Source organism: Streptomyces sp. Je 1-4 4N24 (assembly GCF_026239515.1).
Taxonomy (GTDB): Bacteria; Actinomycetota; Actinomycetes; order Streptomycetales; family Streptomycetaceae; genus Streptomyces; species Streptomyces nigrescens.
In genome coordinates, this window is sequence record NZ_CP110836.1 from 3,610,665 (window position 1) to 3,633,928 (window position 23,264).

General features: G+C 71.6%; 20 protein-coding genes. 11 read left to right on the forward strand and 9 right to left on the reverse strand.

The annotated features are described in order from the left end of the window. Window positions 1-4: 4 nt before the first annotated feature. Both SLV14N_RS15390 and guaA read right to left on the reverse strand, forming a co-directional pair. Window positions 5-649 (reverse strand): transcriptional regulator, encoded by a 645-nt coding sequence (locus tag SLV14N_RS15390; protein ID WP_208681404.1) that lies wholly within the window; start codon window positions 647-649, stop codon window positions 5-7. Between the two features lie 134 nt (window positions 650-783). Next, window positions 784-2,370 (reverse strand): glutamine-hydrolyzing GMP synthase, encoded by a 1,587-nt coding sequence (guaA, locus tag SLV14N_RS15395; protein ID WP_208681405.1) that lies wholly within the window; start codon window positions 2,368-2,370, stop codon window positions 784-786. A gap of 253 nt (window positions 2,371-2,623) precedes the next feature. On the opposite strand from guaA, the gene SLV14N_RS15400 reads away from it, so the two are divergent. Then, window positions 2,624-2,944 carry a chorismate mutase gene (locus SLV14N_RS15400; RefSeq protein WP_208681406.1) on the forward strand — a complete coding sequence of 107 codons (321 nt, stop codon included), beginning with the start codon at window positions 2,624-2,626 and terminating at the stop codon, window positions 2,942-2,944. 892 nt (window positions 2,945-3,836) lie between these two features. Beyond that, entirely contained in the window at window positions 3,837-4,931 is a 1,095-nt protein-coding gene (locus SLV14N_RS15405; protein ID WP_263269689.1) for a cell wall protein, read from the forward strand. Between the two features lie 88 nt (window positions 4,932-5,019). On the opposite strand, the gene SLV14N_RS15410 is transcribed toward SLV14N_RS15405, so the two are convergent. From SLV14N_RS15410 to SLV14N_RS15420, 3 genes are all read right to left on the reverse strand, one after another. Continuing rightward, window positions 5,020-6,873 carry a GMC oxidoreductase gene (locus tag SLV14N_RS15410; RefSeq protein WP_269470885.1) on the reverse strand — a complete coding sequence of 618 codons (1,854 nt, stop codon included), beginning with the start codon at window positions 6,871-6,873 and terminating at the stop codon, window positions 5,020-5,022. A gap of 47 nt (window positions 6,874-6,920) precedes the next feature. Next, entirely contained in the window at window positions 6,921-8,666 is a 1,746-nt protein-coding gene (locus SLV14N_RS15415) for a succinic semialdehyde dehydrogenase (RefSeq protein ID WP_263269691.1), read from the reverse strand. Window positions 8,667-8,796: 130 nt separating this feature from the next. Further along, window positions 8,797-10,815 carry a serine/threonine-protein kinase gene (locus tag SLV14N_RS15420; RefSeq protein ID WP_263269693.1) on the reverse strand — a complete coding sequence of 673 codons (2,019 nt, stop codon included), beginning with the start codon at window positions 10,813-10,815 and terminating at the stop codon, window positions 8,797-8,799. Window positions 10,816-10,924: 109 nt separating this feature from the next. Here SLV14N_RS15420 and SLV14N_RS15425 point away from each other — a divergent pair, with 109 nt between their 5' ends. Next, window positions 10,925-11,395 carry a hypothetical protein gene (locus SLV14N_RS15425; RefSeq protein ID WP_208681410.1) on the forward strand — a complete coding sequence of 157 codons (471 nt, stop codon included), beginning with the start codon at window positions 10,925-10,927 and terminating at the stop codon, window positions 11,393-11,395. 129 nt (window positions 11,396-11,524) lie between these two features. Continuing rightward, window positions 11,525-12,571 (forward strand): hypothetical protein, encoded by a 1,047-nt coding sequence (locus SLV14N_RS15430; RefSeq protein WP_263269695.1) that lies wholly within the window; start codon window positions 11,525-11,527, stop codon window positions 12,569-12,571. A gap of 42 nt (window positions 12,572-12,613) precedes the next feature. Here the strand turns inward: SLV14N_RS15430 and SLV14N_RS15435 are convergent, their stop codons facing one another. After that, window positions 12,614-13,180 carry a GNAT family N-acetyltransferase gene (locus SLV14N_RS15435; protein WP_263269697.1) on the reverse strand — a complete coding sequence of 189 codons (567 nt, stop codon included), beginning with the start codon at window positions 13,178-13,180 and terminating at the stop codon, window positions 12,614-12,616. Between the two features lie 143 nt (window positions 13,181-13,323). Between SLV14N_RS15435 and SLV14N_RS15440 the strand changes: the two genes are divergently transcribed. The 4 genes from SLV14N_RS15440 (at window position 13,324) to SLV14N_RS15455 (ending at window position 17,287) form a co-directional block, all read left to right on the forward strand. Continuing rightward, window positions 13,324-14,541: a helix-turn-helix domain-containing protein gene (locus tag SLV14N_RS15440; RefSeq protein ID WP_208681413.1), complete on the forward strand. Its 1,218-nt coding sequence runs from the start codon at window positions 13,324-13,326 to the stop codon at window positions 14,539-14,541. 137 nt (window positions 14,542-14,678) lie between these two features. Then, on the forward strand, window positions 14,679-14,990 hold the full coding sequence (locus tag SLV14N_RS15445) for a hypothetical protein (protein ID WP_265873550.1): 312 nt from the start codon (window positions 14,679-14,681) through the stop codon (window positions 14,988-14,990). Between the two features lie 336 nt (window positions 14,991-15,326). Further along, a complete protein-coding gene (locus SLV14N_RS15450; protein ID WP_208681415.1) occupies window positions 15,327-15,989 on the forward strand; it encodes a response regulator transcription factor in 663 nt (220 codons plus the stop codon). A gap of 77 nt (window positions 15,990-16,066) precedes the next feature. Further along, on the forward strand, window positions 16,067-17,287 hold the full coding sequence (locus SLV14N_RS15455) for a sensor histidine kinase (protein ID WP_259670757.1): 1,221 nt from the start codon (window positions 16,067-16,069) through the stop codon (window positions 17,285-17,287). A 51-nt stretch (window positions 17,288-17,338) separates the two neighbouring features. Here SLV14N_RS15455 and SLV14N_RS15460 read toward each other — a convergent pair whose 3' ends face one another. Next, window positions 17,339-17,713, reverse strand: coding sequence for an STAS domain-containing protein (locus tag SLV14N_RS15460; RefSeq protein WP_026169623.1), 375 nt, complete (start codon window positions 17,711-17,713; stop codon window positions 17,339-17,341). A gap of 466 nt (window positions 17,714-18,179) precedes the next feature. Here SLV14N_RS15460 and SLV14N_RS15465 point away from each other — a divergent pair, with 466 nt between their 5' ends. Together SLV14N_RS15465 and SLV14N_RS15470 are read left to right on the forward strand one after the other, a co-directional pair. Continuing rightward, a complete protein-coding gene (locus tag SLV14N_RS15465; protein ID WP_208681416.1) occupies window positions 18,180-18,884 on the forward strand; it encodes an RNA polymerase sigma factor in 705 nt (234 codons plus the stop codon). Further along, entirely contained in the window at window positions 18,881-20,227 is a 1,347-nt protein-coding gene (locus SLV14N_RS15470) for a zf-HC2 domain-containing protein (RefSeq protein WP_263269700.1), read from the forward strand. Before SLV14N_RS15465 ends, SLV14N_RS15470 begins: the two co-directional genes overlap by 4 nt. Window positions 20,228-20,365: 138 nt before the next feature. Here SLV14N_RS15470 and purU read toward each other — a convergent pair whose 3' ends face one another. Beyond that, a complete protein-coding gene (gene purU, locus SLV14N_RS15475) occupies window positions 20,366-21,250 on the reverse strand; it encodes a formyltetrahydrofolate deformylase (protein ID WP_018089621.1) in 885 nt (294 codons plus the stop codon). 32 nt (window positions 21,251-21,282) lie between these two features. Beyond that, a complete protein-coding gene (locus SLV14N_RS15480) occupies window positions 21,283-21,741 on the reverse strand; it encodes a hypothetical protein (protein ID WP_208687899.1) in 459 nt (152 codons plus the stop codon). A gap of 171 nt (window positions 21,742-21,912) precedes the next feature. Between SLV14N_RS15480 and SLV14N_RS15485 the strand changes: the two genes are divergently transcribed. Continuing rightward, entirely contained in the window at window positions 21,913-23,259 is a 1,347-nt protein-coding gene (locus SLV14N_RS15485; RefSeq protein WP_208681418.1) for an ABC transporter substrate-binding protein, read from the forward strand. Window positions 23,260-23,264 lie beyond the last annotated feature (5 nt).

Consider the following 23,264-nt stretch of genomic DNA (forward strand, 5'->3'; position numbering starts at 1 on the left):
GCGGTCAGTCCTTTGCGCTGGATGCTCTGAGCTCGGCCAGCAGGCCGTAGACGGTGGACCGGGACACCCGCAGGGCCCCGGCGACGACCGGCGCGGCGCGGCGCACGGCGAACACCCGCGCCTCGTCCAGCCGGCCGAGGACGGCCAGGCGGTCCTGGCGGGTCATGCGCTCGACGGGGCGGCCCGTTTCGCGGACGTGGCTGCCGACGATGTGCTGGATGCGCTCGGACCAGTCCTGCTCGAACAGCGGCTCGGGGCGCTGCACGGTCGGGGCGCCGAAGGCGGACAGCACCGCCGCGGCCTGTTCCAGCGGGGTGCGGTCGAGGTTGATGCACAGCACGGCCGACGGCCGGTCGTGCGCGTCCCGCAGGACCGCGCTCACCGACGAGAGCCGGCGGCCGTCCGCGAGCAGCTTCTCGTAGGGCCCGTACACGCCCTGCGGCGACGGGTCCAGCTCGTCCAGCTCACCGAGCAGGGAGGGGTCCCCCGGGCCGCGGGAGCCCATCGGATTCCAGATCTCCAGAATCTGGTCGGTGTCCGGATCGTGCAGCACCACCTCGGCGTACGGACCGAGCAGGCGCGCGACGGCCTGGCACACCGGCGCCCACATCCGCACCCGGGGGTCTTGGACCTCTTCTGCTTGTCCCATGCCTGGACTGTACGTCCAGACTGGACAGAAAGTCCATGAAGTCTCGCCCCACACACGACAACGCCGCCGCTCAGCAGGCTGAGCGGCGGCGTTGTCGGACGACCGGCGGGATCACCCCGGCCCGACGGGTGGGGTCACTCCCACTCGATGGTGCCCGGGGGCTTGCTGGTGACATCGAGGACGACGCGGTTGACGTCGGCGACCTCGTTGGTGATGCGGGTGGAGATCCGGGCCAGGACCTCGTACGGCATCCGCGTCCAGTCCGCGGTCATCGCGTCCTCGGAGGAGACCGGGCGCAGCACGATCGGGTGGCCGTACGTACGGCCGTCGCCCTGGACGCCGACCGAGCGGACGTCGGCGAGCAGCACCACGGGGCACTGCCAGATCTCGCGGTCCAGACCGGCCGCGGTCAGCTCCTCGCGGGCGATGGCGTCGGCCTCGCGCAGCAGGTCCAGGCGGTCCTTGGTGACCTCGCCGACGATCCGGATGCCCAGGCCGGGGCCGGGGAACGGCTGGCGGTGGACGATCGCGTCCGGCAGGCCGAGCTCGGTGCCGACCATCCGGACCTCGTCCTTGAACAGCTGCCGCAGCGGCTCGACGAGCTCGAACTCGATGTCGTCGGGGAGCCCGCCCACGTTGTGGTGCGACTTGATGTTGGCGGTGCCCGTGCCGCCGCCGGACTCGACGATGTCCGGGTAGAGCGTGCCCTGGACCAGGAACGCGACTTCCTCGCCCTCGGCGCCGGCCTCGGCGACCAGCTCGGCCTGGGCCTGCTCGAAGACGCGGATGAACTCCCGGCCGATGATCTTCCGCTTCTGCTCGGGGTCGCTGACCCCGGCCAGTGCGGTCAGGAAGCGCTCCTCGGCGTCGACGACCTTCAGCTGGACACCGGTGGCGGCCACGAAGTCCTTCTCGACCTGCTCGGACTCGCCCTTGCGCTGGAGACCGTGGTCGACGTAGACGCAGGTCAGCTGGTCACCGATGGCCTTCTGCACGATGGCGGCGGCCACCGAGGAGTCCACACCGCCGGACAGTGCGCAGATGGCGCGCTTGGTGCCGACCTGGGCGCGGATCGCGGCGACCTGCTCCTCCACCACGCTGGTGGTGGTCCAGCTGGGCTCGATGCCCGCACCGCGGTAGAGGAAATGCTCCAGCACCTGCTGGCCGTGCGTGGAGTGCATGACCTCGGGGTGGTACTGGACGCCGTAGAGCTTCTTCTCGTCGTTCTCGAAGGCGGCGACCGGGACCACGTCCGTGGACGCGGTGACCGTGAAGCCCTCGGGGGCGGCGGAGCAGGCGTCACCGTGCGACATCCACACCGACTGCTCGGCGGGGGTGCCCTCGAAGAGGGTGGAGCCGGGGCGGGAGACGGTCAGCGGGGTACGGCCGTACTCACGGGCGCCGGTGTTGTCGACGGTGCCACCGAGGGTGGTGGCCATGAGCTGGAAGCCGTAGCACATGCCGAAGACCGGGACACCGGCCTCGAACAGGGAGCGGTCGAGGCTGGGGGCGTCCTCGGCGTAGACCGACGAGGGACCGCCGGAGAGGATGATCGCCTTCGGGTTCTTGGCGAGCATCTCCGCCACCGGCATGGTGGACGGCACGATCTCGCTGTAGACCCGGGCCTCACGGACCCGTCGGGCGATGAGCTGGGCGTACTGTGCGCCGAAGTCGACTACGAGGACGACGTCCGGGGCAGCGGCAGGGGGCGCTGATGGCACTTCGGCGGCCTTCCGGCGGTGTGGAGCAGGGGTTGGACTTTCGATTCTAACGGGCTCATACTGAGCCCCGTGAACAAGCAGCTGACCTTCGTCTTTACCTATGGCACCGGCCCAACCGGCTGCCATGGTCGTGCTGCTTGATCCACTGACGAGCAACTTCCCAGGCGCCCCGGGCCGACAAGGTCCGGGGCGTCTGCGTCTGTCGGGACCTCTCATCGGCTCCGGGGCCACCCACACCCCAGGAGACACGGACATGAGCACCCGGACCAGCACCGCCCCCGACACCGGCGCCCACTCCCCCGAGGCCGCCGGGATCATCACCGACGCACGGCAGCGGATCGACGATCTCGACGGCCACATCATCGGCCTCGTCCAGGAACGGATGGCCGTCTCGGCCGTCATCCAGCGCGAGCGCATCACCTCCGGCGGACTGGGGGTACCGCCCAGCGGTAGCTGGGGGAGGGTGAACCTCGCCCGCGAGATGGAGATCCTCGCCCACTACCGCGACCAGCTCGGCAAGCCGGGCACCGCGCTGGCGATGACCCTGCTGGAGCTGTGCCGGGGCCAGATCTGAGGCAGACACGGGTCAGCAGCGTGGCCGGTTTTGGCTGGTGTTCGGTCGGTTTCGCGGACCGGCGGGGCGCGTGGCGGGACACTCGCGCCCCGGCGCAGCTGCCGGATCTGCGTTCGGTTGCCGACTCACCCGTACGGCGCGTGACCGGCCGCTGCGAGGCTTCGTTGTTCCCGGTGCCACGCCAGCCAGGTGCGGCCTGCAGGACTACGCGTAGACGCCGCCTCACGGGCGGAAACCCGGAGCGATGAGACGCCGGCCGCCAGCCGCGGCCCGCGTCGTGGGACCTCGCTCCGGTGCCGTGGCCGGTCAGCAGGGGACAGCAGCCCGGTCACATCCGATGGGGTGGTCGGTCCTGGGGACGCCCGGGACCGACCGCATCCGGTCGAAACGGTTGCGCCAGGTGAGGCGTATCCAGGACGATGCTTGACGTACGACGCACCGCGTCCGGTGGGGACCTTGCACTGCCATTGGTCCGACCATCGCGGGCTCCGCACCATCGCGCACCACCCCCGAAAGCCAGCGGCGCTACCCCCCCCCCCAGCGCCGCTCCTCGGTGCCGGCGCTGCCCTGACGCCGGCACCGAAAGCCAAGGGCCCCGTGACCGTCCGCAACCCCCCTCGCGGACGGTGTCCGGGGCCCTTCGCTGTGCCGGGTGTGCGCCCGGCGCGCACCCACCGTCCAGCCAGTGCTGTGCGCTGGCTTTCTGAATCCTGTGAGGCTGCTGTGACGGGTGTGATCGGCATCACGACGGCGTTTCTGGTTGAGCGGACAACCTTTTTCGGCCATGGCCGGTCATGTACCTGCAATCGCACGGCCATCCCGCGCCCCACCGCGACGGCCCGCAACCCACTTGTGCCGCACTTCGGCACTTTGGACCCGAGAGGTCTTCTCGATGAAGCTTCGCCGTGCCCTGACGGCTGCCGCCGCTACGGCCGTCATAGCCCCCGCCGCTCTGCTGGCGGCCCCTGCCGCGTACGCGACCGGTCCCGAGACCGAGGCCGGCGCGAGCGCCGAGCCCACGCCGGGCACCCCTGGCCCGGAGCAGTCCGACGAGCCCACCGCCCAGCCGGAGACCCCGGACGCCGGTGACGAGAACACGACGGACGACACCACGCCGGGCGACACCACGCCGGGCGACGACACCGAGTCCGGGGAGGAGACCGGGAACGGTGACGGCGCCGAGCCGTCCACCCCGGGCACCCCGGGCGGCGAGACCAAGCCGAGCGGCACCCCCAAGCCCTCCACGTCGGCCGAGCCCACCGAGCCGGGCGAGCCCGGTGACGAGGACGAGTGCACGGTCGACGACACCGCCATCAAGGTGACCGTCGCCAACCTGCCCTCCAAGCTCGTCGCGGGCGGCGGCTGGAAGGGCTTCAGCGTGCAGCTGGCCAACACCACGGACCAGACGCTGGACGAGGTCTACCCGGTCATCTACGCGGTGTCGACCGGCGACATCGACCACCCCAAGTCGCAGCTCGACCTGGAGTACCAGAACCCGGACACCGGCAAGTGGACCTCGTTCGACGAGTGGACCGACGGGGAGTACTTCGGCTGGTTCCAGCTCGACGCGCACCAGACCGCTGAGCTGAAGATGCGGATCCGCGCCGACAGGGGCGCCGCGCCCGGTGACGGCTTCGCGCTGGTGGCGGGCGACTACCAGAACAAGGACGGCTCCTGCGGCTGGTCCGAGGAGCAGTGGTACGACTTCACGATCCTGCCCGCCGGCAGCAACACGGGCGAGATCCCGCCGGCCAAGCCCGGTAAGCCCGGCAACAAGCCCGGTACGCAGGGCGGCGGAAAGCCGGTCAACAACGGCAAGCCGAAGGACGGCATGGACAAGCTGCCGGTGACCGGCAACCTGGCCGAGACCGGTGCCTCCTCCGCGCTGCCGACCGTCGGCATCGTGGGCGGGGTCGCCATGGTCGTGGGCGCGGGCGCGATCTTCGTCGTCCGCCGCCGTAAGACGGACGGCGCCGCCGCCGCGTAACGGCAGGCGCAGAAGCGGAGGGCCGCACCTGGTTCCGGGTGCGGCCCTCCGCCGTGCTCGCGCAGGACGAGACCTGGCAGAACGCAACCTAGGTGAGCGACTTCTTCGGCGGGACCGGCGGGACGGACAGGAACGGCAGGTTCAGGGCGCCGAACGCCTTGTTGGGGACCGCGGGGCGGACCGGTTCGACCGGCGCCAGCCGTCGGTAGGCCCCGCCCGGCGCGGGGCGGGGGTCCGTCTCGCCCTTGTTGGGCCACAGCGACATCGCGCGCTCGGCCTGCGCGGTGATGGTCAGGGACGGGTTGACGCCCAGGTTGGCGGAGACCGCGGCGCCGTCGACGACCGAGATGCCCGGGTGGCCGTAGAGGCGGTGGTACGGGTCGATGACGCCGTGGTCGGCGTCCGCGCCGATCGGGCAGCCGCCCAGGAAGTGCGCGGTCAGCGGTGTCCCCATCAGCTCGCCGACGTTGCTGCCCGCGAAGCCGTTGATCTCCTGGGCGAGCAGGGTGGCCGCCTCGGTGGCCTCGGGGATCTGCTCGGGGTTCGGTGCGCCATGGCCCTGGCGGGCGGTGAGCAGGCCCTTCCCGAGGCCGTCCGGCTTGCGGTAGGTCGTCAGGGAGTTGTCCTTCGACTGCATCACCAGGCCGATGATGGTGCGCTCCGACCAGCGGCGGTTGGAGAGCGACCGGAGCAGCAGCAGCGGATGACGCAGACAGTTCGCGGCCCAGCGGGTGGCGCGCGAGCCGCGGCCGTCTACGGGCACCTGGAGGATGGACATCGCGCCCATCGCGTTCGAACCCTTGCCGTAACGGACCGGTTCGATATGGGTGTTGCTGTCGGGGTGGATGGACGAGGTGATCGCGACCCCGCGGGTGAAGTCGGCCTTGGTGCCGTGCCGCTTGCGGTAGCGGCGGTTGTCGGTCTGCGCGCCCACCAGCGCCTCGGAGTTCGTCCGGGTCAGCTCGCCCAGCTTGCCGGAGAGGCCGGGCAGCAGTCCGCTGTCCTTCATCTTGTGCAGCAGGGTCTGGGTGCCGTACGTGCCGGCGGCGAGGACGACCCGGCGGGCGGTGAAGGTGCGGCCCCGGCCCTTGCGCTTGTTGTCGGTGGGGAGGGTGCCGACGGCGAAACCGCCGCGCGCGTCCTCGGTGACGGTGACGACCGAGGTCATCGGGTGGATGACGGCGCCGGCCCGCTCGGCGAGGTGGAGGTAGTTCTCGTTGAGGGTGTTCTTGGCGCCGTGCCGGCATCCGGTCATGCACTCGCCGCACTCCGTACACGCCTTACGGGCCGGGCCCTGGCCGCCGAAGTAGGGGTCGGGGACCTCCGTGCCCGCGGCCGCCTTCGACGTCCCGTCCGCATCCTCCCCGTCCCCGAAGAAGACCCCCACCGGGGCGAGGTGGAAGGAGTCGCCGACGCCCATCTTCTCCGCGGCCTCCTTGAGATGGACGTCGGAGGGCGTCATCGTCGGGTTGAGGCGCACCCCCAGCATCCGCTTGGCCTGGTCGTAGTACGGGGCCAACTCCTCCTGCCAGTCGGTGATGTGGCCCCACTGCCGGTCCTCGAAGAACTGCTTCGGGGGGACGTAGAGGGTGTTGGCGTAGTTGAGCGAGCCGCCGCCGACGCCCGCACCGGCCAGCACCATGACATTGCCGAGCAGATGCACCCGCTGGATGCCGTAGCAGCCGAGTGCCGGGGCCCACAGATAGTTGCGGATGTCCCAGGAGTTCTTCGGCAGGGTCTGCCGGGTGAAGCGGCGGCCGGCTTCGAGGACGCCGACGCGATAGCCCTTCTCGGTCAGCCGCAGGGCGGAGACCGCGCCGCCGAAGCCGGAGCCGACGACGAGCACGTCGTAGTCGTAGCCGTCGTCGGGGACGTCGGGGGCGTCGGGGACCTCTCGGTCGCCGTTGCCGTCCTGATTCCGGGCAGAGTTCTCCTGGGGCACTGGCTCTCCCTGCTGCATTGGTTAGGGCCTGATCCGCCGGAGTGGCCCTAACGGAGTCGGAACGCCTTCATCGCGCGCAGGCTGCGGCTCATGAACTGCGCGTACTTCTCGTCGGTCATGCCGAAGGACGGGGCCAGCGGCATCAGCCGCTGCTGGGCGACGGTCTGTGCCTCGGTGTACTTGAGGATGCCCTCGGAGCCGTGCCGGCGGCCCAGGCCCGAGTCGCCCATACCGCCCATCGGGGCCTGCACACTGCCGTAGCCGGCCGCGTAGGACTCGTTGACGTTGACGGTCCCGGTCCGCATCCGGGCGGCGACCGCGCGGCCGCGGCGGCCGTCCTTGGTCCAGACGCTGGAATTCAGGCCGTACGGGGTGGCGTTGGCGAGCGTCACCGCCTCGTCCTCGTCGCGGAAGCGGTAGATCGACACGACCGGGCCGAAGGTCTCCTCACCGCAGACCGCCATCGGGGCCTCGACGCCGTCGAGGATGGTCGGCTCGTAGAACAGCGGGCCGATGTCGGGGCGGGGCCGTCCGCCGGCGACCAGGGTGGCGCCCTTGGCGACGGCCTCCTCGACATGGCGGGTGACGGTCTCCAGCTGGCGCTCGCCGACCAGGGAGCCCATGTCGGCGCCGTAGGCCAGGGCGTTGCCCAGCCGCATCGCCTTCGTCCGGGCGGCGAAGCGCTGGAGGAAGTCGTCGGCGATGGACTCGTGGACGTAGAGCCGCTCGATGGAGATGCACAGCTGGCCGGCGGAGGAGAAGCAGCCGCGGACGGCGCCGGCGGCGGCCTTCTCCACATCGGCGTCCCGGAGCACCAACATGGCGTTCTTGCCGCCGAGTTCGAGGGAGACGCCGACCAGCCGGGCGGCGGCGCCCTGGGCGACCTCGCGGCCCGTACGGGTCGAGCCGGTGAAGGAGACGTAGTCGGCGTGCGCGACGACGGCGGGGCCGACGACCGGGCCCTCACCGAGCACGACCTGCCAGACGTCCTCCGGCAGCCCGGCCTCGATGAGCTGCTCACGGGCCCACAGGGCGGTGAGCGCGGTCTCCGTGTCGGGCTTCATGACGACGGCGTTGCCCGCGACGAAGGCCGGCAGGGCGTCGCCGACGGACAGCTCGAAGGGGTAGTTCCACGGGGCTATCTGCCCGACGACGCCCCGGGGCTGGCGGAGTTCGGTGACCTTGGTGAGGGTCGGTACGACGCCGGTGCGGGCCTTGGGCTTGAGGTAGGCATGGGCCTTGCGGCCGTAGTGGCGGGCGGTGACGGCGACCGCCTGCACCTCCTCGTGGGCGTGCAGCCGCGCCTTGCCGGTCTCCAGCTGGATCAGGTCGAGCACCTCTGCCTGGCGGCGCAGCACCAGGTCGTGGAAGCGGAGCAGGACCGCGGCACGCTGCTTGACCGGGACCTTCGCCCAGCGCTCCTGGGCGGCGCGGGCGCGCTCGAAGGCGGTGGCGACATCCTCGGGGGTGGACTCCGGCAGGTCGGCCAGCTTCTCCCCGGTGAACGGGGTGTGGTTGGCGGTGCGCCCTCCTCCGCTCACCACACCGCGGGTGAGCCGGGCGGCGACCTCGGGGGTGACCACGTCCGCGGCGGTACGGGCGCCCGCGGGGGTGGGGGCGACCGGGTTGCCTCCCCCGCTCTCGGCCGCTCCCCCGGCCGGGGCCGCGTCGGGCGCGGTGGCTGCGGGGGCCTCGGCGGCTACGGGGGGAGCCTCCGCGGGAGCTTCGGCGGGGGCTTCCGCGGGGGCCTCGGCGGCGGAGGAGGCGGTTCCGGTGTCCTGCGAGTCCGTCATGCGGGCGAGCGTATTCCTCCCCCGGCGCTTTGTGTACCCGGCAGTAATGAGTTTTCACGCGGCACCCACAATCGTGCCAGTGTCCGCTGGCCGCAAGGGCGCTGGTCTGGGACTACCAGGAGGCCCGCGATCACGCCCCGGACAGCCGGAACGCGTCGAGCGCGGTGTCGAAGTGCCGCTTGGCCTCGGTGCGCGAGGCGACCGGGGAGGAGATCCACACATCGATCATCCGGCCGCCTTCGTCCCAGCTGAGGTCGTAGGTGTACCGCGAGCCGCCGTCCTGGGTGCTGCCGTCCCAGACGAACTCCCAGAGTCCGGCCTGGAGCCCGTTGTGGGTGGTCTCGGTGACCTGCCCCTGACGGTAACCGCGGTAATCGGCGGGGCCCTTGGCGTGCGCCGTACGCATCGCGCCCAGCGGCCCCTCCGCCACCTGCTGCTGCAGCTGGATGCCGATCCGGAACCGCTTGCCCTGGGAGTAGTAGTAGACGCGGTCGTTCTCGTAGGAGCGGGTGAAGCCCTCGGGTACGGCGAGCGCAAAGCCCTCCGGGTCGCGGACCAGGCGGTATCCGGCCGGGATCTTGCCGGCGCCCCCGGAGGCCGGCGGCGGGGTGACGGTGGGTTCCGCCGAGCCGGAGCCGCCGCCCTGTGGTGACCCGGTGTCCGAGGCCTGCTGGGACCGGCTGGGCCGGCCGCCCGTGCCGGTCCCGCCGTCGGTTCCGCCCTGGTTCATCAGCAGCACCGCGATGCCCGCGCCCACGCCGCCGATCACCACCGCCGCGAGCGCGACCAGCAGGGCGGTACGGGCGCGGCCGGTGTGCGGGCGGGCGGCCGCGGCCAGCGCCCGGTCGTCGAGCGCGTCCCGGATCGGCAGGCCCGGGGTGCGGCCGCCCGTACGGCCACCGGGTCTGCCGGCGCCGCCTCCGGCGGGTGTACGTGCCGGAGTGGCCGGGCCCGGGGGCGGCGTACCCGCGACCGGGGCGCCCTCACTGGGCGGGTGCCCGCTGGGCAGGTACTCCCCCGGCAGACCGCCGTCGGGAACGTCGTACAAGGGGGCGTGGACGTCCGGCCCGGCATAACGCGGGACGTCCGGTACCCCGGGGAACGGCCCGCCCGGTCCGCCCGGACTGCCCGGTGCGCCCGGTCCGCCCGCGCCCGCCACCGCCTCGGCCGCGAGGCCCGCGGCCCCACCACCTCCGAGCCCACCGCCTCCGGCGCCGTGACCACCATGACCGCCGGGACCGCTGTGTCCGCCATGCCCGTCATGACCGCGACCGGCCCCGTGCCCCAGGTGCCCGCCAGGCCCGCGCTCCGGGGCGCGGCCCGACTGCAGATAGCCGCGCAGCAGCCGCTCCGTCTCGGCGACGCCCAGCCGTCGCTCCGGCTCCCGCTCCAGCAGGCCCTGGACGACGGCGTGCAACGGGCGGGCGGATTCCGGGAGTTCGATCTCGTCGTACACCACCGCGTGCAGCACCCCGCCCAGCGAGTCGCGGTGGAACGGCGAGGCACCGCTGAGCGCGGCGCACAGCAGCACCCCGAGCGACCAGAGGTCGGCCTCGGGGCCGGTGCCGCGCCCGGCCATCCGCTCCGGCGCGGTGTACTCGGGCGAGCCGACGAAGCCGCCGGCGTCGGTCAGCGTCGTGACGCCGGGCACCTGGGCGATACCGAAGTCGGTGAGCACGACCCGGCCGGTGCCCGACTCCATCAGGACGTTGGCGGGCTTGATGTCGCGGTGCAGCACCCCGCGGGTGTGCGCGGCCCGCAGCGCGCCCAGCAGCGCGATGCCGATCCGGGCCGCCTCGCGCGGCGCCACCGGTCCGCCGCTCTGCAGCCGGTCGGCCAGCGACGGGCCCTCCACCAGCTCCATCACGATCCACGGCCGGCCGTCCTGTTCGACGACGTCATGCACGACGATCACATTGGGATGCTTGATCTGCGCGACGGTCCGCGCCTCCCGCATCGCCCGCTCCCGCTGCACCCGCGCTTCGGGCTCAGCCGTTCCCTCGTCCAAGTGCAGCTCCTTCACTGCGACTTGGCGACCCAGCACTTCATCGGTGGCCCGCCAGACCGTTCCCATTCCGCCGCGGCCCAGCCGTATTCCCAGGCGGTACCGGCCACCGATCAGTCGGCCCTCGCCCCCGAAGATCCCCATGACCCCATCTTGCCGCACCGCCGCCCTTCCGGGAGGGGCGGCACCCATGGACCGGCCATGGTCATGCGTACCCTGCCGCTGACCTGGTCCGCTGTGATGCACTGCCCTCATGGAGGCAGTTGTCGCAAGCGTCGTGGCCGTCGTGGGCACCCTGTTGGGTTCCGGAATCACCCACGTCTTCCAGAGCCGTTCGGCCGACCGCAGCGAGCGGTTCGCCCGCGCGGAGCGGCTGCGCCAGGAGCGGATCGATGCGTACTGCGCCTACGCGGGGGCGCTGCTGGAGTACCGGCGGGTCCTGGTCCACCGCTGGTTCGTCCTGCACGAGGACGACCGCTGCGGCGAGGACACCCCGGAGCTGCGCGAGGAGGTGTACAAGACCCGCTACAGCGCCCAAGAGGCCATGTTCCGGGCGCAGATGGTGAGCGATGACCCGGAGATACTCGACCGCAGCGAGCAGGTGATGGCGGCGACGACGGAGTTGCACTGGGCCCGCGACCGGGAGGCCCTCACCGAACTGCGGGCCACCACACGCCAGGGCATCCGGGATTTCATCGCGGCCACGTCCCGGCATGTGCGCTGATCAAACGGACGGCAGCCGGACGACACGGGGTGGAACCTCCACCGGCTCTCCCGCCGTCCTTGACACAGTGAGGCTGTTGTACGGGAACTGCCGGTACGGCGGCCACGAGAGGCGGATCGGGGGTCGGTCATGGTGATGCAGGACGGTGGAACGGTGGATGTCCGTCCGGGTCCCGATCCGGGCCGGGCCGCTCCGGAGCACAGCGGCGCCTATCTCGCGACCGGCCTGTGCCTGACGCTGTACGCCGGTGTGCTGGGCGCCTGGACGGTCTTCGGCATCACCCAAGGGGACGGCAGCACCTGGGACTTCGTCGAGGGCCTGTTCAACCCGGGCGCCTCCCCCACGACCCAGATCCTCGGCCCGTACGAATGGGCCTTCACCGTCGCGTTCCTGGTGATCGCCGGGATGACCCTGGCCCAGCGGCGGGTGGCGCGCTCCGCGGCTCTGCTGTCCGGTTTCGTACTGCTCGCCCTCTCCCTGCGGGAGGGCGTGGGCCTGCTCCACGCCGCCTACCGCCACCAGTACACCAATGACCCGCTGGGCAGCTGGGCGCTCGCCACCCGCGGTCTGGGGGTGGTGGTGGCGCTGGTCGTGCTGTTCTCGATGTTCCCGGCCACCGAGCGCGCACACGACGACCGCCCGCCCACCGCCGGCGCGGGCGGCCCGGACGACCGGTGGCGCCGCCTGTCCCGGATCTGCGGGGTGCTGTTCCTGGTCATGGCGCTGGCGGAACTCGGCTGGGCCCTACGCGACCTGACGGCCACCGGCGTGGACGCGGGCCGCTATCTGCGCGGCGTGGTGGACGGTTCGGTACTCGGCGCCCTCGATCTCGCGGCCTCCGCCGAGTTCACCACCGTCGGCTCGGTCCTCGTCCTGCTGATCCTCGGCGTGCTGGCCCTACGAGGACGCCGCGAAGTCCGGGGCGCCCTCCTGGTGTTCGCCGCGCTGGAGCTGTACATGACCGTACGGACGGTGGTGTGGCTGACCGTCTCCGACTTCTTCAACCGCTCCTTCGAGACCACCGCGGGCGCCCTGTCCATGGCCACCACGGCCTACGGCCTGGCCGCCATGACCTCGGTCGTCGTCCTGGCCACCGGCCGCGGCTCCGGCCCCTACGGCGAGCCCCGCACGGAGGGTGTCCGGGCGGCGGCGATGGGGCGGGAGGGGTGGCTTTAGGGGCCTGGCCCTCCGCGCACGGGCGTGGAGCCTCCAGGAGGTTCAGCCGCCCGCCCCGAGTGCCTTGCTCATGAACAGCGCGGTCTCGCCCTCGCTCGACGTACCCCGATAGAGGGTGGTGTCGAGGCCACAGAGGCTGAACCCCATCCGCCGGTAGGCGCGGATGGCGGGAACGTTCACATTCGTTGTCTCCAGCCAGGCCGTTCGTGCTCCGAGCCGGCTCCCGTACGCGCAGGCCCGCCGCATCAGCGCCGCGCCGACACCGCGCCCACGGTGCGTGGACGCCACCGCGATCTGGTGGATGACCAGGCGGCGGTGCCACTCCTCGACCCCGACGGCAACGAAACCGCACACCGTCCCGTCCTCGACGGCGACTTCCCGGTGCACGTCCTCAGCCACCTCGTCGTCCTCGTCGTCCTCGTCGTCCTCATCGTCGGGGAAGACCTTGACCAGCGGGGGATCGACGAAGGCCAACCGCAGCGCGAACCCCTCGTCCCCCACGACGACCTCGTAGACGGTGTCCGTGGTGAACGAGTCGTCGATCGCGTCGATCTGTTCCCTGTCCGCGGGCTGTGCTTCTCGGTACGCGATGTGTCGTTCGGGGCTCACTTGTACTCCGTGTCCTCGGGCAACTCGGTCATCCGGCAGACGAACGGCCCACGTCTCGCGTTCCGCTGCGCCTGAGGCTGTAGGGGCTGGCACTGCGCGTACGGGCGTAGCGTGGGCGGTACGTCCTTCTTGCGGGGGTGGTCATGGAGATGTTCCACGAGGAACCCGGTATCGGTGAGCGTATTGCCCGGCTGCGCGCACGGCGGAAGCTGACGCAGGAGGGGCTCGCCGAACGGGCGGGCCTGTGCGTCGACATCGTCCGCAAGCTGGAGCAGGGCGTACGCCGGACGGCGCGGCTGACAACGCTCAATGCGCTGGCCAGAGCCCTGGACGTGGAGCCGTCCGCGCTCGTCGGGCAGCCCGCCACCTTCGAGGTGCGCAGTGAGGGTGACCAGCCCTCCGTCCTGGCGCTGCGCCAGGCCATCTCGCCGGTGTCCGACCTGCTGGGCGATGATCCGGACCCCGAGGATCCGCCCGGCATCGCGGCACTGCGGGCTTCGCTGCGTTCGACGGAGCGCATCCGCCGCGACGGACGGATGGGGGAAATCGGCGCGTTGCTACCGCAGTTGATCAGGGACGCCAAGGCGGCCGCCCGCGCAGGCAGCGGGGCCGAGGCCGCCGCGGCCCACTCGGTCCTGGCCGAGGCCTACCAGGTCGCCGCGACGACGCTGACGGCGCTGGGCAAGGAGGACGCCGCGTTCACCGCCCTCGAACGCTCGATGGCCGCGGCGGCCAAGGGAGACGATCCCCACCTCCAGACCGTCGGCTTCTCCAGCCTCGCCTGGATCCTCACCAAGCAGGGGCGGCTGGCCGACGCCGAACGCGTCGCGCTGAACGCCGCCGAACGCATCGAGCCGGGGTTCCGCTCCCCGCCGGCCGAACTGGCGCTGTGGGGAATCCTGCTGCTTCGCGCGGCAACGGCCGCGGTCCGCCTGGAGCGGCACGACACGGTACGGGATCTGCTCAACCTGGCGAGCGCGGCAGCGGCGAGGATCGGCACGGACCGCCTCGATTACGCGACTCCGTTCGGCCCGACCAACGTAGGCGTGGCCAAGGTGAACTTCCTGGTGGAGATGGAGCAGAGTGCCGAGGCCCTGCGTGCCTCGCGCACCGTGCCCGAACTGCTGGCGCTCCCGCCGACCTGGCGTGCGCGCTTCCACGTGGACCGCGCCCTGGCCTTCGCCGACCTGCACAAGGACGATGGCGCACTCCAGGCTCTGCTCACCGCCGAGCGCACCGCCCCTGAATGGATGCGCTACCACTCCACGAGCCGTCGCCTCGTGGCCGACCTCCGCCACCGCGAACGGCGGCGCACCTCACCGCTCACGGAACTGGCCGACCGCCTCGGTCTCGACGGGTAGGACGGGGCGTCCCAGTACGCGCGGAAAGTGGCACAGCACGTCACTGTCCGGGCCGTGGCCTGCTGCTTAGCGTTGCCACGTCGTCAAGAACGACAGCCAGCACGGCCGCAACGACGTACGCACCGGAGGCACCCGCGATGGACACCCCACCCCCCCCCCGCCGGCTCCCCTGGACCTCCCCCGACGACAAACCCTGCTATCTCTTCACGGACCGGGAGGGCGGTTACGTCGCCCGGTACGCCGACGATGTCGAGGCGCTGCAACTCGGGATGGGGATCGGGCTGCTGGAGCATGCCCGGGATCTGATCGGTGATCCGGCGGCCGATGCGCGGCAGTTGCGGTATTTGTCGGCTCAGCTCAGTGCCGCTTTACGGGACGCGGTGCGGGTCGCGGAGAGTCGGAGGGAGCGGCTGGGGGATGACGATAGCCCCTCTGACCAGCGACTTTGAGGGGGCGACAGGTCGCCCCTTGGCGGTGCGGGGGAGATCCCCCTCCGAACCGCCCCCGCACACCAAAGGCGGCCGTCGCGTGTGGGGGTCGCGGCGGCCGCCGATGTGAACTGCAACGCGTCCTGGGCTTGTGGCCTCTTCAGTGGTGCAGCATGAGAACCACTCTGCCCGCGGGGGTCTCCCCTCGGCATCCTCCAGAGGTCGCGGGCTCACCCCCGCCGCTCGGCGGGGGTGGGGGTCCGTCGTAAGGCGGTCCCCGGTGACAGGGGAACGGAATCGCGCAGCGCCGGGCGGTTCCGCGGGCTCGGATGGGTGCGAAGGAGAAAGGGGCGGCCGGTGATCCGTGTCGCTGTGGTGGACGACGAACGGCTGGTCAGATCGGGCCTGCGGATGATTCTGGGGACCGCCCCGGACATCGAGATGGTCGCGGACTGCGGTGGCGCCGAGGCCGTGGACACCGTGCTGAGCTGTGCGGCCGACGTCGTACTGCTGGACATCCGCATGCCGGACGTGGACGGGCTGACCGTACTGCGCCGGCTGCGCGCCGCTCCGGAGCCGCCCGCGGTGGCGATGCTGACCACCTTCGACGCCCAGGAGTACCTGACGGCGGCGCTGCGCGAGGGCGCGGCCGGGTTCCTGCTCAAGGACTCCGATCCGGAGCAACTCGTACGGGCCGTACGGACGCTGGCGGAGGGCGGCAGCGTGCTCGACCCGGGCGTCACGCGTGCGGTGATCGGGGGCTATCTGACCGCCGAGGACCAGGCGTCGGCGGCGCGCGCGGTGAGCGGGCTGACCCCGCGGGAGTCGGAGGTGCTCGCCCTGCTGGGCGAGGGCCTGGGCAACGCCCAGATAGCCGACCGGATGGGGCTCGCCCCCAGTACGGTCAAGGACCATGTGCGCGCCCTGCTGGGCAAATTGGGCGGGATCAACCGCATCCAGGCGGCCATCGTCGCCGACCGTGCCGGCCTGGTGGCGGGCGGCCCCCGGGGGGCGTGGTGAGGGCCCGGGGCGGGCGGAGCCGCTTGCGGGCGCTCGCGGGGACGGTGGCGGCGCGCGGGGAGGCGAAGGGGCGGGCGCTGGCGCACGGGGCGCCGGTGCGGCGGCTGCGCGCCCTCGCCCCGGTGGTGGTCCCGGTGCTGCTGGCGTTCGCCGACGCGATGCTGGTCAACGGCCTCGAACTCGACCTGGAGGTCGGCGTCTCGATGCTGGCCGCGGCGGCCCTGGTGCTGCGCCGGCGCTTCCCGCTGCTGGTTTTCCTCTTCACGCTCCCCGGGCTCTACATCGGCTACATCTGGTTCGCGCCGATGATCGGGCTCTACACACTGGCCCTCCGCCGGCCCGGCCGGGCGCGGCTCGGCCTGTGTGCGGTGCTGCTGATCACCGCGCACTTCTTCCCGTATCCGATCTCCGACTTCGTACTCACCGACTACCGCGAGAACACCCAGGTGCTGATCGACGCCTGTGTCACCTCGGCCGCGCCGATCGCCCTGGGCCTGCTGATGCGCACCCGCCGCGAACTCGCCTCCCGCGTCGAGGATCTGACCCGCAGCCGGCGCCGCGAGCACCGGCTGCTGGCGGACCGGGTCAAGACCACCGAACGCGCCCGGCTGGCCCGTGAGATGCATGACGTGGTGGCCCATCAGGTCAGCCTGATCAGCCTGCAGGCGGGGGCGGTGCAGGTCAGTACGGAGGACGCGGCGGCGCGCGCGGGTGCCATATCGATCCGGGAGCTGTCCGTGCGGACCCTGGAGGAGCTGCGGCACATGGTGGGTGTACTGCGGGCGGACGGCGGCGAGGCGGCGGAGGCGGACGGCCTGGCTCCGCAGCCCGACTTGGAGGAGTTGCCGCGACTGATCGAGATGAGCGCGCTGGATGTGACGTACGAGGGCGGTGTGGTGGCCGGCGCGAGCGGCACGAAGACGGTGGAGCGGGCGGCCTTCCGTACGGTCCAGGAGGCGCTCACCAACATCCGTAAGCACGCGCCGGGGGCACGGGTCCGGGTACGGGTGGATCCGGTGGATGCGATGGACGCGGTGCGGGGCGAGAGTTCCGGACGGGGCGAGGGTGCCGGAGGGGCCGGGAGGGCCGAGGAGAGCCGTGCGGCGCACGGTCTGCGGGTGGAGATCCGCAACGGGCCGCCGGACGCGACGGCGACGGTCCCCGCGCTTCCCGGGGGCGGGCACGGGCTGGTGGGGCTGCGCGAGCGCGCCCAGAGCCTCGGCGGGACGCTGGAGGCGCGTCACACCTCCGACGGCGGCTTCGTCGTACGGGCGGAGTTTCCGTACGGAGCGGGGTGAATCAGGCAGGGATGGACATACGGGGACAGAAGGGCTGCGCCCCGGGCGCGTTCAGGCGGAGAGCGGTGCGGCTGCCTCGTCGACGGCGGTGTGCAGGTCCGGGTAGACCTCGAAGAGCCGGCGGACACCCAGCGCGGCGAGCACACGGTTGACGTGCGAGCCGTCCACGGCACCCTGGGCGGGGAGGATCAGCCGCAGCCGCCCCTGACAGGAGCGCATCAGACGGCGGGCGGCGATCAGCACACCGACACCGCTGGAATCGCAGAACCGCACCTCGGAGAGGTCGAGTACGAGCGATCTCCGGCCGTCCGCCACCGCGTCGTGCACATGCTGGCGCACCGCTGGCGACGTGACCAGGTCCATCTCCCCGGACACCTGGAGTACGGCCCATGGGCCCTGTTCGTCCTCTGCCACCTTCAACGACACGCGCTCGAAGCCTTTCGCTCGCTTTTGGACCGGATGGGCCCGATTGCATCCGGAACTCATCCTTCCCCGCCTCGACTGCCCGGCCTCTCTCCCCTGAAACTCTTCCGAATCCTTGGCGCAACAGGCAGTCCGCTTAAGGCTATGCCCCAGCGGCCGCACCTTTTCGCCGACATCCGGTCACACACGGATAACACATCACCGTATGCGGACACCCACGATCGGCATCGATCCGCTTCGATCGGGCAGTATCGCCACAAAGCGAGACCCTTCCTCGCGAGGTCTTTACCATCACCGTCCCCCTCGGGGCTCGGTTTGCCGCAAAGGAGCGTGCGTTGTCAGACCCGCGCACTACATTCGATGGCACGGTGGTTTCCGTGATCGTGCGCACAGCTCCGGGCGTGAGCGCGTGTGCAGGAGTGACGGCTGAGGAGTGAGCCCGGAGGCGACGGGCAGGGATGGGGTTCCGATGGGACACGACGCGCCACCGCGCTGGGACAGGCGGATGCAACAGCGGCTCGCCCACGGCGAGGCGGCGGCGCTGGGCGAGCTCTACGACCGCTTCGCCTCGCTCGTGCACAGCCTCGCCCACCGTGTCCTGGACGACGAGGACGCCGCCGACCGCCTCACCCGCGAGGTGTTCACCTACATCTGGGAACACCCGGATTCCTACGACCCCAAGCAGGGCCCGCTGCGCTCCTGGATCGCCGGTGTCACCCGCCACCAGGCCGTCCAGCGGCTACGCCAGACCGAGGCGGCCTCGGCGCGCGACTGCGGAGACGGTGCCCCGGCGCCCGCCGAGATAGAGCAGAAGATCCGCGAGGCCTCCACCGCCGCCCGCGCCGACTACATCGTCACGTCCATGCCCGCGCCCCTGCGGGCCGCACTGGAGCTGGCGTACTTCCAGCGCCGGGACTACCGCCAGACCGCCGCCGACCTCGGCGTCACGGAGGACGAGGCCCGGCGCCGGCTCCGCCTGGGCCTCCAGCTGCTCTCCACCGCCCATCACCACCAGGCCCTGCCACCCGGCCACCGCGCCTCGTACACCGCACGCGCCCCGCGCTCCTCCCCCACCGCGCCGCACGCTCCCCGCGGCCCGCTCCCGCCGCACACCCAGCACACCGGCCCGGGAACCTCCGCACCGCCCGGTCCGGGCCATGGACGGGCGCGGTGAAGGGCCCGGACGAGTGGGACGGCCGCGAGCTGCCCGGCAGCCCCGGTGAGCGGCCGCGGATACCGTCCCCGCGCTCCGCAGCCGAGGACCACGGCCCCCTTCCGGACACTCCGCCGGCGCCCGTCCCCGACCCGGCGAGCGACCCGGTGAGCGACCCCGTCGGCCCCCGTCCGGACGCCGGGCCCGGGTCCGAGCCGCCCGCCGCGCCCCTGCCCGTCCCCGACACGGATCCGGCCCCGCCGCACCGGATCCTCAAGTCGCTGCTCGGTGCCTGGGCGCTGTCGGCCTGCTCCCCCGAGGAGACGGCCGCCGTCGAGGCGCATCTGACCGACTGCGCCTCCTGTGCGGACGAGGCGCTGCGGCTGCGCGATGCCGTCGGACTGCTGCATCCCGCCGACAGCCTCGACCTCGATCCGCTGCTGCGCTCCCGCGTCCTGGAGGGCTGTCTGGGCCGGCGGCCGGCGCGTATCCCGGTGCCCGACTGGGCGTCGCCGTACGACGCGGAGACCGCCAAACTCGATGCGCTGCTGCGTGACATGGGCGAGGCGGAGTGGCGCGCCCCGGTGCGGCTGCGCTGGTTCGAGGGCGAGCGCCCGGTCGAGCGGGAGACCACCGTCGCCGGTGTCATGGGGCATCTGATGGCGGTGGACGGCCTGGTCGCGACGGCGCTCGGGCTGACCGACCCGCTCGGCACCGCCGCCCCGCCCGGCACCCCGGACCCCCTCATCCGTACGGAAACGTTCTGGCGCGCGGCGGACGAGAAGCAGAATCCGCTCGCCATCCACGCACCGTGGCGCGACCAGAGCTACGCGCTGATGAGTCAGGTGTCGTTCGCCGGCAGCAAGGTCGCCGAACTCGCCGTCCCGTACGGAGACTTCCGGCTCGCACTGCGCGACTCGTTCCTGGACCGCGCCTTCGAGTGCTGGGTCCACGCCGGCGATATCGCGGAGGCGGTGGACTACCCGTACGTTCCCCCGGCCGCCGGGCATCTCCACCAGATGGTCGACCTCGCCGCCCGGCTGCTGCCCAGTGCGCTGGCCGACCGCCGCCGGGCCGGGCTCGCCGCGCCGCCGCAGCGGCTGGTCGAGGCGGGCGCCCCGGGCCGTACGCTCCATCTGGAGGTCGAGGGCAACGGCGGTGGCCATTGGTACATAGCGCTGGACTCACCGGCCGCCCTGGGCACCCCGGACCGCACCGTCGCGCATATCGCCCTGGACAGCGCCGAGTTCTGCCAGCTGGCCGCCGGCCACATCTCCCCCGAGGAGGCCGCCGCCGGTCAGAACGGCGAACGCGACGCGATCCGCGATGTGCTGTTCGCGACCGCGTCGCTGTCCCGCCTTTAGCCCTCGCCGGCAGGGGCGGCTTGCCAGTAGGGGGCGGTCGAACATGTCCCGTAGGGGGTCCGAGCGCCCCCTCGGGGCCACAACGTGAGCGGTGCGGAAGGTATTCCGGCGTGAACGGTGCGGAAGGTATTCCGGCCGTTACGCGAAGACGACCGTCCGGCTGCCGTTCAGCAGCACCCGGCGCTCGCTGTGCCACTTCACGGCCCGCGCCAGCGCCTGGCACTCCACGTCCCGGCCGATCGCCACGAGCTGGTCCGGCGTGACCTCATGGCCGACGCGCTCGACCTCCTGCTCGATGATCGGGCCCTCGTCGAGATCCGCGGTGACGTAGTGCGCGGTGGCACCGATGAGCTTCACCCCGCGGGCGTGCGCCTGGTGGTACGGCTTGGCGCCCTTGAAGCTCGGGAGGAAGGAGTGGTGGATGTTGATGATCCGGCCGGACAGCGCCTTGCACAGATCGTCGGAGAGCACCTGCATATAGCGGGCGAGGACGACCAGCTCGACGTTCTCCGCCGCCACCAGCTCCAGCAGCTGCGCCTCGGCCTCGGCCTTGGTGTCGCGGGTGACCGGAATGTGGTGGAAGGGGATGTCGTACGAGCCGACCAGCTCGGCGAAGTCCGTGTGGTTGGAGACCACGGCCGCGATCTCCACCGGCAGCGCGCCGATGCGGGAGCGGAACAGCAGGTCGTTGAGGCAGTGCCCGAACTTGGACACCATCAGGATGACCCGCATCTTCTCGTCGGCCCGGTGGATCTGCCAGTCCATGCCGAAGGAGTCGCCCACCGCCGCAAAGCTGGCCCGCAGCTTGTCGACGCTCACCGAGGTGTCCGCGCTGAAGTGGACCCGCATGAAGAACAGCCCGGTGTCGTGGTCGCCGAACTGCTGACTGTCCTCGATGTTGCAGCCGGTGATGAAGAGGTAGCTGGACACGGCATGCACGATGCCCTGCTTGTCCGGGCAGGACAGGGTGAGGACGTACTGATCGTGCGGACCGGGCTGGGTGGTGGGCTGCGACTCGCTCATGACCTCATAGGGTCGCACACCTGCGGAGCAGGTCAGGCCGGGGCGTCCGCCTGACCGGTCATGATGGCCAGCACCTCCAGCGAGCGCGGCGCGGCATCGGGGTCCTCGCCGTCCGCGGCGGCCAGCTGCACATGGGCCTCACGGGCCGCGTGTACGGCCTCCGGCCAGCCCTGGTGCGCCATGTACGCGGCGACCGGGGCGTCCGCACCGACCTGGTGCATGATCCGCAGCACGCGCAGGACGGCGACATCGACGAGCTGTGCCTCCTGGGCGTCCCGGAAGATCGTGCCGATGTACTTCTCGGCGGACCAGTTGTCCAGCCAGGTGTCCTCGACGAGCCGGTAGACGGCGTCGGTGACATCTCCGTACCCGGGCCGGCCGGCCAGCCAGGTCTCCTGCTGGAAGGCGGGGTCGGAGAGCATGTGCAGCGCGGAGCGCACATTGCTGCGCCAGCGCCACCACGGCATGTCGTTGAGTGGCATACCGCCCATGGTGGTCGAGCGGCGGCCGCGACGGGAAGACTTCTCCGAACCTTGCACAGTATTGGATCGTACGTTCCGCGCGGATGATCTCAAGCGGCCCCCCGGAATTCACCTGTACGTCACCATCCGTTGCCTTGTCGTCACTCACCCGTTCCTGGCAGGACGGAAGGCTGCGGTGTCATGACCGGACGGCGACGCTCCTCCCCCCGCCCTTTTCCTCATGCTCCCGCGGTCGCTTCGGCGGTGGCATGTACGGCGGTCATCGCGTCACTGCTCTCGGGCTGCGGCTCCCTCCCCGGAGCCTCGGGGGACTCCGGGGAGAAGGACCCGGTCACGGTGATGACCTGGGCACCCGAGGGCACCAAGGCGACCAATATGCCGGGTATGCCGGCCATGGCGCAGGCCTACGCCCGCTGGGTCAACTCCCGGGGCGGCATCCGGGGCCATCACCTACGGGTGCTGACCTGCAACGAGCGCAACGACTCGGTGTCCGCCGCCCAGTGCGCCCAGCGCGCGGTGGACCGGGGCGCGGTCGCCGTCGTCGGCTCCTACAGCCAGTTCGGCCGCTCGTTCCTGTCGCCGCTGGAGGTCAAGGGCGTCCCCTTCATCGGCGGCTACGGCGCCTCGGACGAGGAGTTCGAGAGCCCGCTGTCCTACCCCGTCAACGGCGGGCAGGCCTCCCTGCTCGCCGGGAACGGCCGCCAGTTGGCGCGCGACTGCAACCGCGTCGCGCTGGTCCGCCCGGACACCATCCAGGGCGACCAGATGCCGTCCCTGCTCAACTCCGGCCTGGAGAGCGGCAGTCGGCACCCGGCGAAGGACATCAAGGCGCCCGAGGACGGCACCGACTACTCGACCGAGGTGAACCGCGCCCTGGACGACGTGGGCGCCGACCCGCTCGTCTACGGCACGTCGGAAGCAGGCGGCAAAGCGGCCGGCTCCTGTGTGACCGCCTCGCTCGGCGATCACACCGATGCGTTCTTCGACTCGTTCCGGCGGCTGCAGGAGGACAGCCCCAGGGTGCGGGTCGCCTCCGTTCTCGGCAGCGTCGGCCAGTCGCTGGTGAACCGTACGGGCGGCAGATCCGGGCCGCTGGAAGGCGCGGACATCACCGGCTGGTATCCGGCAGCCGGCGATTCGCGCTGGGAGCCGATGCGCAAGGTCATCAAGGACTTCGCGTTCAACGACAACCGCATCGACCCCGCCGACCAGGGCGCCCAGACCACCTGGATCGCCTACACCGTGCTGCGTTCGCTGATCGAGGAGCTCGATGACGAGGGCGCCGAGGACATCACCCCGCACGCCCTGCAGACGGCGCTGGACCGCGGTGACCGCGCCGTCGACACCGGCGGACTGACCCCGAAGCTGCGCTGGCGTGAGGAAGACATGCTCGCCGTCCAGGACTTCCCGCGCATCGTGAACGGGACGGTGACCTACCAGGTCGTCCGGGACGGCGAGTTGGTCGCCGCCCAGCACGGCTTCGTGAACGTCACCAAGACGCTGGAACGGCGGCACACGGACAGTTGAGCGGG